We start from the raw sequence: 7751 nt of genomic DNA, 5'->3' as shown, positions 1-7751 counted from the left end.
ACTGCAAATTTGGTGGAGCTAGACGGGATCGAACCGTCGACCTCTTGCATGCCATGCAAGCGCTCTCCCAGCTGAGCTATAGCCCCTCGTCGGTGAGGACGGGGCGAATCTTAAGGGGCGTTCGCAAGGCTGTCAATTTTTTTTCAGCTTTTTGCAAAAAAATTTGCCGGGATAACAATCACTTACCGGCCCGCCCTGAAAAACCGGGCTTTTGCGCCCTTCCCGACTTGTGCCGACTCCCGCAAAAGAGTCGACCCAAGCCTGGAGAATTACCGGTCACGGCAACCAATTCGCCTGACGCCAGAGATTCAAGCGTAGTCGAAAAGCTCGCCGTTCCTGGCAGCACTACTGCGGCACCCGGCCGTCTCAGGCGATGGCGCCCAGCAGTTTTTCCCACTCCTTGTTCTCTTTCTTCGACACGCCACCGAGCAGGTCGATGGCCTGGCGCAGACGGAAGCGAGTCAGGTCAGGACCCAGGATTTCCATGGCATCGAGCACCGACACCGAACTGGCCTGGCCGGTGATGGCGGCGAACATCAGTGGCATGGCATCGCGCAGCTTCAACTCCAGGGACTCGACCACAGCCTGGATAGTCGCGGTAATGCTGTCCTTTTCCCATTGGCGCAGGCCTTCGAGCTTCCACAGGATCAGCTGCATCAGCTGGCGCACCTGGTCGCCCGACAGCTTCTTGGATTCGAACAGCTTGGCATCCGGAGTGACTCCACCAGCGAAGAAGAACCCGGCCAGCGGCGCGATCTGGCTGAAGGTCTCGACCCGGCCCTGGACGTGGGGAGCGATCTTCATCATGTAGTCGCTGTTGAACGCCCACTTCTGCACGCGAGTGGCGAACTCCTCCACCGGCAGGTCACGCAGCCACTGGCCGTTGAGCCAGGACAGTTTCTCGATATCGAAGATCGGCCCACCCAGGGAGACCCGCGACAGGTCGAAGTTGTCGACCATTTCCTGCAACGAGAACTTCTCGCGCTCGTCCGGCATCGACCAGCCCATGCGCCCCAGGTAGTTGAGCATGGCCTCGGGCATGAAGCCCATGCGCTCGTAGAAGGTCACCGAAGTCGGGTTCTTGCGCTTGGACAGCTTGCTCTTGTCCGGGTTACGCAGCAGCGGCATGTAGCACAACTGCGGTTGCTCCCAGCCGAAGTACTCGTAAAGCAGGATCAGTTTCGGCGCCGACGGCAGCCACTCTTCGCCACGCAGCACGTGGGTGATGCCCATCAGGTGGTCGTCGACCACGTTGGCCAGGAAGTAGGTCGGCAAGCCATCGGTCTTCATCAGGACCTGCATGTCCATGCGATCCCATGGGATCTCGACATCGCCACGCAGCATGTCCGGCACCACACAGACGCCTTCGCTGGGCACCTTCATGCGGATCACATGGGGCTCACCGGCCGCCAGGCGCTGGGCCACCTCTTCCTTGGACAGCAACAATGCGCGTCCGTCGTAGCGCGGGGTTTCGCCGCGGGCCATCTGCTCGGCACGCATCTGGTCCAGTTCCTCGGCGGTGCAGAAGCATGGGAACGCATGCCCCATGTCCACCAGTTGCTGGACGTACTTCTGGTAGATATCGCCACGTTCACTCTGGCGATACGGGCCATGGGGACCGCCGACATCCGGGCCTTCGCTCCAGTTGATCCCCAGCCAGCGCAAGGCATCGAAGATCTGCTGTTCGGACTCGCGGGTCGAACGCAGTTGGTCGGTGTCTTCGATACGCAGGATGAACTCACCGCCGTGCTGCTTGGCAAAGCAATAGTTGAACAAAGCGATATAAGCAGTACCTACGTGGGGATCCCCGGTAGGCGATGGCGCAATGCGCGTACGGACGGTGGTCATGGCATGTCTCGGAAAGAATAGAAAAGCTAAGGAACAAACAAGGGGCGAATGGTAACAGGCGATACCAGGCGCGCTCCAGTAAGGAGGGCATTTAAGCCCAGGTCACGGTTACGGACGATCGCGCCCCATGGCCGCTGCCATGGGGGCGCACACCGCTCAGACGTTGAGCAGGCGCTCACGCAGCTTGCCGATCTCGTCCCGCAGTTGGGCTGCCGCCTCGAATTCCAGGTCCCGGGCCAGTTGGTACATCTTTTCCTCCAACTGGCGGATGCGCTTGGTGATCTCGCTCGGCGAGCGCAGTTCGCTTTCGTAACGAGCGCTTTCCTCCGCGGCCTTGGCCATGCCCTTGCGCTTCTTGCTGCGCGAACCGGGCACGGTGGCACCTTCCATGATGTCGGTGATGTCCTTGACCACCCCCTTTGGGGTGATGCCATTGGCCTGGTTGAAAGCCAGTTGCTTGTCGCGCCGGCGCTCGGTCTCGCCGATGGCACGCTGCATGGAGCCGGTGATGTTGTCGGCGTAGAGGATCGCCTTGCCATTGAGGTTGCGCGCAGCGCGGCCTATGGTCTGGATCAGCGAGCGCTCGGAGCGCAGGAAGCCTTCTTTATCGGCATCGAGGATCGCCACCAGCGACACCTCGGGCATGTCCAGGCCTTCGCGCAGCAGGTTGATCCCCACCAGCACGTCGAAAGTACCCAGGCGCAGGTCGCGAATGATCTCCACCCGCTCCACGGTATCGATGTCCGAGTGCAAGTAGCGCACGCGGATACCATGGTCGGCCAGGTAGTCGGTGAGATCCTCGGCCATGCGCTTGGTCAGGGTCGTCACCAGCACACGCTCCTCCAGGGCCACGCGCTTGGTGATTTCCGACAGCAAGTCGTCGACCTGGGTCAACGCCGGACGCACCTCCACCTCGGGGTCCACCAGACCGGTGGGACGCACCACCTGCTCCACCACCCGGCCGGCGTGCTCGGCCTCGTAGTTGCCGGGAGTGGCGGAGACGAAGATGGTCTGCGGGCTCACCCCTTCCCACTCGTCGAAGCGCATCGGCCGGTTATCCAGCGCCGAAGGCAGGCGGAAACCATATTCCACCAGGGTTTCCTTGCGCGAACGGTCGCCCTTATACATGGCGCCGACCTGGGGCACGCTGACATGGGACTCGTCGATCACCAACAGGGCATCGGGCGGCAGGTAGTCATACAGGGTTGGTGGCGGCGCCCCGGCCGGACGCCCGGACAGGTAGCGCGAATAGTTCTCGATACCGTTGCAGTAGCCCAGCTCGAGGATCATCTCCAGGTCGAAGCGAGTGCGCTGCTCCAGGCGCTGGGCTTCCACCAGCTTGTTGTTGGAACGCAGGTACTCCAGGCGCTCCTGCAGTTCCTCCTTGATCCCATCGACGGCCTCCAGCAGGGTCTCGCGCGGGGTCACGTAGTGGCTCTTGGGATAGAAGGTGAAGCGCGGCAGCTTGCGGATCACCTCGCCGGTCAACGGGTCGAAGGCGCTGATGCTTTCCACTTCGTCATCGAACAGTTCGATGCGGATCGCCTCCAGGTCGGATTCCGCCGGGTAAATATCGATCACATCGCCACGCACCCGGAAAGTGGCCCGGGCGAAATCCATGTCGTTGCGGGTGTATTGCAGGTCCGCCAGGCGCCGCAACAAGGCCCGCTGGTCAAGCTTGTCGCCGCGATCGACGTGCAAGACCATCTTCAGGTAGGTCTCAGGGCTGCCCAAGCCGTAGATGCAGGACACCGTGGTGACGATGATCGCGTCCTTGCGCTCCAGCAGCGCCTTGGTCGCGGACAAGCGCATCTGCTCGATATGGTCGTTGATCGAGGCGTCCTTCTCGATGAAGGTATCGGAGGACGGCACGTAGGCTTCGGGCTGGTAGTAGTCGTAGTAGGAAACGAAATATTCCACTGCGTTATTCGGGAAGAACGCCTTGAACTCGCCATACAACTGCGCGGCCAGGGTCTTGTTCGGCGCCAGTACCAGGGTCGGGCGCTGCACTTGCTGGATGACGTTGGCGATGCTGAAGGTCTTGCCCGAACCGGTCACACCGAGCAGGGTCTGGTGCGCCAGGCCGGCCTCGATGCCTTCGACCATCAGGCGGATGGCCTCCGGCTGGTCGCCGGCAGGCTGGAAACGGGTAACGAGCTGGAACTCAGACATAACCTACCTCTGGAATCATCCTGCGCGGCGCGACCGGACAGCAATGGGAAAGACCACGTACGACCCAGGTCGCCGGGGAAAGAAAACGGGAATATTCAGAATGTGGAGCCAAATCCCACAGCTTTCAAGGTAAAGGTCCTACACCCGCTAACATGCCGAATGTTGCAATAAGACTAACGGTGAGAAAATAACCCGAAAAACTTGTCGCAAAAGGCTAATAGCCTGTCGCCCGCCGCGATGATGGCCTCTATACTAGCTCCCCGTTTGTGCACCGCTCTAGTGCATTCGGCTGGAGCGCGGCACGTCCCTCCACACTCCATTCAGAGCCGCCGTAAAATGAGCCTGTTCTCCGCTGTCGAAATGGCACCACGCGATCCAATCCTGGGCCTCAACGAAGCATTCAACGCCGACACCCGTACCGACAAGGTCAACCTTGGGGTGGGCGTGTATTGCAATGAGGAGGGACGCATTCCACTCCTGCGCGCCGTTGTCGAAGCCGAGACGATCCGCGCGGCCCAGCATGCTTCCCGTGGCTACCTGCCGATCGACGGCATCGCCGCCTACGACCAGGCGGTACAGAAGCTGCTGTTCGGTGCCGACTCGCCACTGCTGGCCGCGGGCCGCGTGGTCACCACCCAGGCCGTCGGCGGCACTGGCGCCCTGAAGATCGGCGCCGACTTCCTCAAGCAACTGCTGCCCAATGCCGTGGTCGCCATCAGCGACCCGAGCTGGGAGAACCATCGCGCACTGTTCGAGACCGCTGGCTTCCCGGTACGCAACTACCGCTACTACGATGCCGCTACCCATGACGTGAACCGCGCCGGCCTGCTGGAAGACCTCAATGCCCTGCCAGAGCAGTCCATCGTTGTCCTGCACGCCTGCTGCCACAACCCGACCGGCGTCGACCTGAACCCAGAGGACTGGAAGAACGTCCTGGAAGTGGTCAAGGCCAGGAACCTGGTGCCGTTCCTGGACATGGCCTACCAGGGCTTCGGCGATGGCATCGACGAAGATGCCGCCGCTGTGCGCCTGTTCGCCGATTCGGGCCTGACTTTCTTCGTTTCCAGCTCTTTCTCCAAGTCGTTCTCGCTGTACGGCGAGCGTGTCGGCGCACTGTCCATCATCAGCAGCTCGAAGGAAGAAAGCGCCCGCGTGCTGTCCCAGGTCAAGCGCGTGATCCGCACCAACTACTCCAACCCGCCGACCCATGGCGCCACCATCGTCGCCGCAGTGCTCAACAACCCGGAACTGCGTGCCCAATGGGAACAGGAACTGGCGGAAATGCGCCTGCGGATTCGCGGCATGCGTACCCAGATGGTCGACTTGCTGGCCAAGGGCGCCCCACAGCACGACTTCAGCTTCGTCGGCCGCCAACGCGGCATGTTCTCCTACTCCGGCCTGAGCGCCGAGCAAGTGGGCCGGCTGCGCAACGAGTTCGGCATCTATGCCCTGGACACCGGCCGCATCTGCGTTGCCGCGCTGAACCAGAGCAATATCGGCGTAGTGACCAAGGCCATCCTCCAGGTGATCTGAGCCACTGCCGGTAGCCTGTAAACAAGAGGGGAAGCCAGGGCTTCCCCTTTTTCATGGGCGCCCGGCATTCTCCTCCACGCCCTCTAGACTCAAACCGTGCCTTGCCAAGCGAGAACCGCCAATGAGAAACGATGACCTGCGGGCCGAACGCGACGACCCCGAACATTACCTGCCCCGCTCGCAGAAACGCGCAAAAAGCCTGGTGCTGCAGATCGCCCTGGGCGTCTTCCTCGGAGGCCTGGCGTTGTGGCTGGTGCAACTGGCGGCCAATGCACTGATGGCCAGGCTGATGCTCGGCACCTTGACCTTCGGCGGCTGAAGGCGGCGCCTGCGCATTTGAAGAAAAAAGTTCGTCTTTTCTCTTCAAGCGCTTGACTTCCCTTTTTGAATCAGTAAGATACGGCGCATTCCGCGATAGCTCAGTTGGTAGAGCAAGTGACTGTTAATCACTGGGTCCCTGGTTCGAGTCCAGGTCGTGGAGCCATCTTCCCAGACTGATTTGCCACGCAATCCATGAAGAGCGCCCTGCTCCTCCGGCAAGTCGGCTCAAGCGATATCCCTTCAGATACCTCCTGAGCATGCCAGCCAGGCATGCGGCAAAGCTATTCATATACCCCTGAAAACTCCATGCCCATGCCTGGTTGCTTTGCCGCAAAGGCCTGACGTAGGCTGTGCGCTTCCTTTTCCAACCAGTCAGACAATGATGTCCGTTCCAGCACAGTTAGCGTGCCGTTCTTCCTCGATCTCCCCTTCGGCCAGCCTGGTCGTTGTCCAGCATGACTGCGCGATCAATCGTCGGCGTCGCAGCGTGCTGTTCGCCTTCACCTTCTCTCCCCCCCAAGGCCAGCGCTGACCGCGACTGCCCCCCTTGTCACCTCCTGCGGTCCGCACCTGGCGCAAGCGACCTGAAAGCATCTCGCCTGCCCCAAGACCTGTACGCGCACCAGGGCTCGCCCGGCAATCGCCTGTACCGCCACCTGCATCCGCGCGCAGGACCGCACTTTTTTACTTCATCTAGGCACCTGGAAATCCAGGTGCAGGTCTCGAGCAATGAACAAAGCCTTGTTAGCCGCCCTGATCCTGGGCATCTCCATCGTCGGCCTGAGCATCGGCTCCAGCGTGCCGATCCTGGCCCTGCGCCTGTACCAGGCCGGCGCCTCCAACAACCAGATCGGCCTCATGTCGGCCCTGCCCGCCGCCGGCATGATGCTCTCGGCCTTCCTGGTCAATGCCCTGTGCCAACGCCTGACCCGCCGCCAGATCTACTTGCTGTGCTTCAGTCTCTGCGCCCTGAGCGTGGCCACCCTGGAACTGCCTGGCCTCGATCTCTACAGCCTGGGCCTGGCACGTATCGGCATGGGCCTGGGCGCCGGGCTGATCATCATCCTCGGGGAAACCTGGGTCAATGAAATGGCCGAGGACAGCAGCCGTGGGCGCCTGGTGGCGGTCTATACCACCTGCTTCACCTTCTTCCAGCTGCTGGGGCCGGGCCTGGTGTCGGTACTGGGCACCGAAGGACCGGCGGTGCTGGGTATCGTCACCATCGGTTATGCGCTGGCTATCGCCGTGGTCTGGCTGACCCTACCCCGGGAAGACGCCCCGAGTCCCCACGCCGAAAGCCGAACCTTCTCGGTACTGGGCTTCATCCGCGTCGCCCCCGCGCTGTGCGTGGGCATCTTGTTCTTCGCCTTCTTCGACAGCATGGTGCTCTCGCTCTTCCCGGTCTATGCCGCGGACCATGGCTACAGCATCAAGCTCGCCGCCCTGATGGTGACCATCATTCTCCTGGGCGACACGGCGTTCCAATTCCCCCTGGGCTGGCTCTCGGACAAGCTCGGGCGCCCCGGCATCTACCTGGGCTGCGGCATCATCTCGCTGCTGATCGGCCTGGGCCTGCCGGTGCTGATGGAAACCCCCGGCCTGCTCTGGCCGAGCCTGGTGATCCTCGGGGCCGCGGCCGGCGGCATCTACACCCTGGCGATCGTCCTGATCGGGCAGTCCTTCAGCGGCCCGGACCTGGTCACCGCCAACGCCAGCGCCGGCCTGCTCTGGGGCATCGGCAGCCTGCTCGGACCACTGCTCAGCGGCGCGGCCATGAGCGGCGGCAGCTACGGCCTGCCCCTGACCCTATCGGCAGCCGCCGCCATCGTGGTGCTGTTCGCCCTGTCCCTGGTGCGCCAGGGCCAGTTCAAGGTCGC

5 protein-coding genes and 2 tRNA genes are annotated in these 7751 nt (G+C 62.1%); 4 read left to right on the top strand and 3 right to left on the bottom strand.

What is annotated here, in order from left to right; genetic code table 11:
- Positions 1 to 10: 10 nt before the first annotated feature.
- The 3 genes from ACK6AU_RS30720 to uvrB form a co-directional block, all read right to left on the bottom strand.
- Positions 11 to 86 (bottom strand) — tRNA-Ala (locus ACK6AU_RS30720).
- A gap of 280 nt (positions 87 to 366) precedes the next feature.
- The gene (gene gltX / locus ACK6AU_RS30715; protein ID WP_409303433.1) at positions 367 to 1848 is read right to left on the bottom strand and encodes a glutamate--tRNA ligase; all 1482 of its coding nucleotides are present in this window, start codon (positions 1846 to 1848) and stop codon (positions 367 to 369) included.
- Between the two features lie 156 nt (positions 1849 to 2004).
- Positions 2005 to 4020, bottom strand: a complete 2016-nt coding sequence (gene uvrB, locus ACK6AU_RS30710) for an excinuclease ABC subunit UvrB (protein ID WP_409303431.1) — start codon at positions 4018 to 4020, stop codon at positions 2005 to 2007.
- 336 nt (positions 4021 to 4356) lie between these two features.
- Here uvrB and ACK6AU_RS30705 point away from each other — a divergent pair, with 336 nt between their 5' ends.
- The 4 genes from ACK6AU_RS30705 to ACK6AU_RS30690 all read left to right on the top strand — a co-directional run.
- A complete protein-coding gene (locus ACK6AU_RS30705) occupies positions 4357 to 5553 on the top strand; it encodes an amino acid aminotransferase (protein ID WP_409303429.1) in 1197 nt (398 codons plus the stop codon).
- A gap of 121 nt (positions 5554 to 5674) precedes the next feature.
- Positions 5675 to 5872 (top strand): hypothetical protein, encoded by a 198-nt coding sequence (locus tag ACK6AU_RS30700; RefSeq protein ID WP_409303427.1) that lies wholly within the window; start codon positions 5675 to 5677, stop codon positions 5870 to 5872.
- An 89-nt stretch (positions 5873 to 5961) separates the two neighbouring features.
- A tRNA-Asn gene (locus ACK6AU_RS30695) sits at positions 5962 to 6037 on the top strand.
- Positions 6038 to 6603: 566 nt separating this feature from the next.
- Positions 6604 to 7751, top strand: a 1148-nt coding sequence (locus tag ACK6AU_RS30690) for an MFS transporter (protein ID WP_409303425.1), incomplete at its 3' end; no start/stop codon positions are given.

Source organism: Pseudomonas sp. KCJK8993 (assembly GCF_046230915.1).
In the GTDB taxonomy this organism is placed as follows: domain Bacteria; phylum Pseudomonadota; class Gammaproteobacteria; order Pseudomonadales; family Pseudomonadaceae; genus Aquipseudomonas; species Aquipseudomonas piscis.
Note: the sequence above shows the minus strand (reverse complement) of the source record. Positions and strands in the feature narration are given on the sequence as shown.

Excerpts from the sequence above, each read along its gene's own strand:
- gltX (WP_409303433.1), bottom strand. The coding sequence starts at position 1,848 with ATGACCACCGTCCGTACGCGCATTGCGCCATCGCCTACCGGGGATCCC.
- uvrB (WP_409303431.1), bottom strand. The coding sequence starts at position 4,020 with ATGTCTGAGTTCCAGCTCGTTACCCGTTTCCAGCCTGCCGGCGACCAG.
- ACK6AU_RS30705 (WP_409303429.1), top strand. The coding sequence starts at position 4,357 with ATGAGCCTGTTCTCCGCTGTCGAAATGGCACCACGCGATCCAATCCTG.
- ACK6AU_RS30700 (WP_409303427.1), top strand. The coding sequence starts at position 5,675 with ATGAGAAACGATGACCTGCGGGCCGAACGCGACGACCCCGAACATTAC.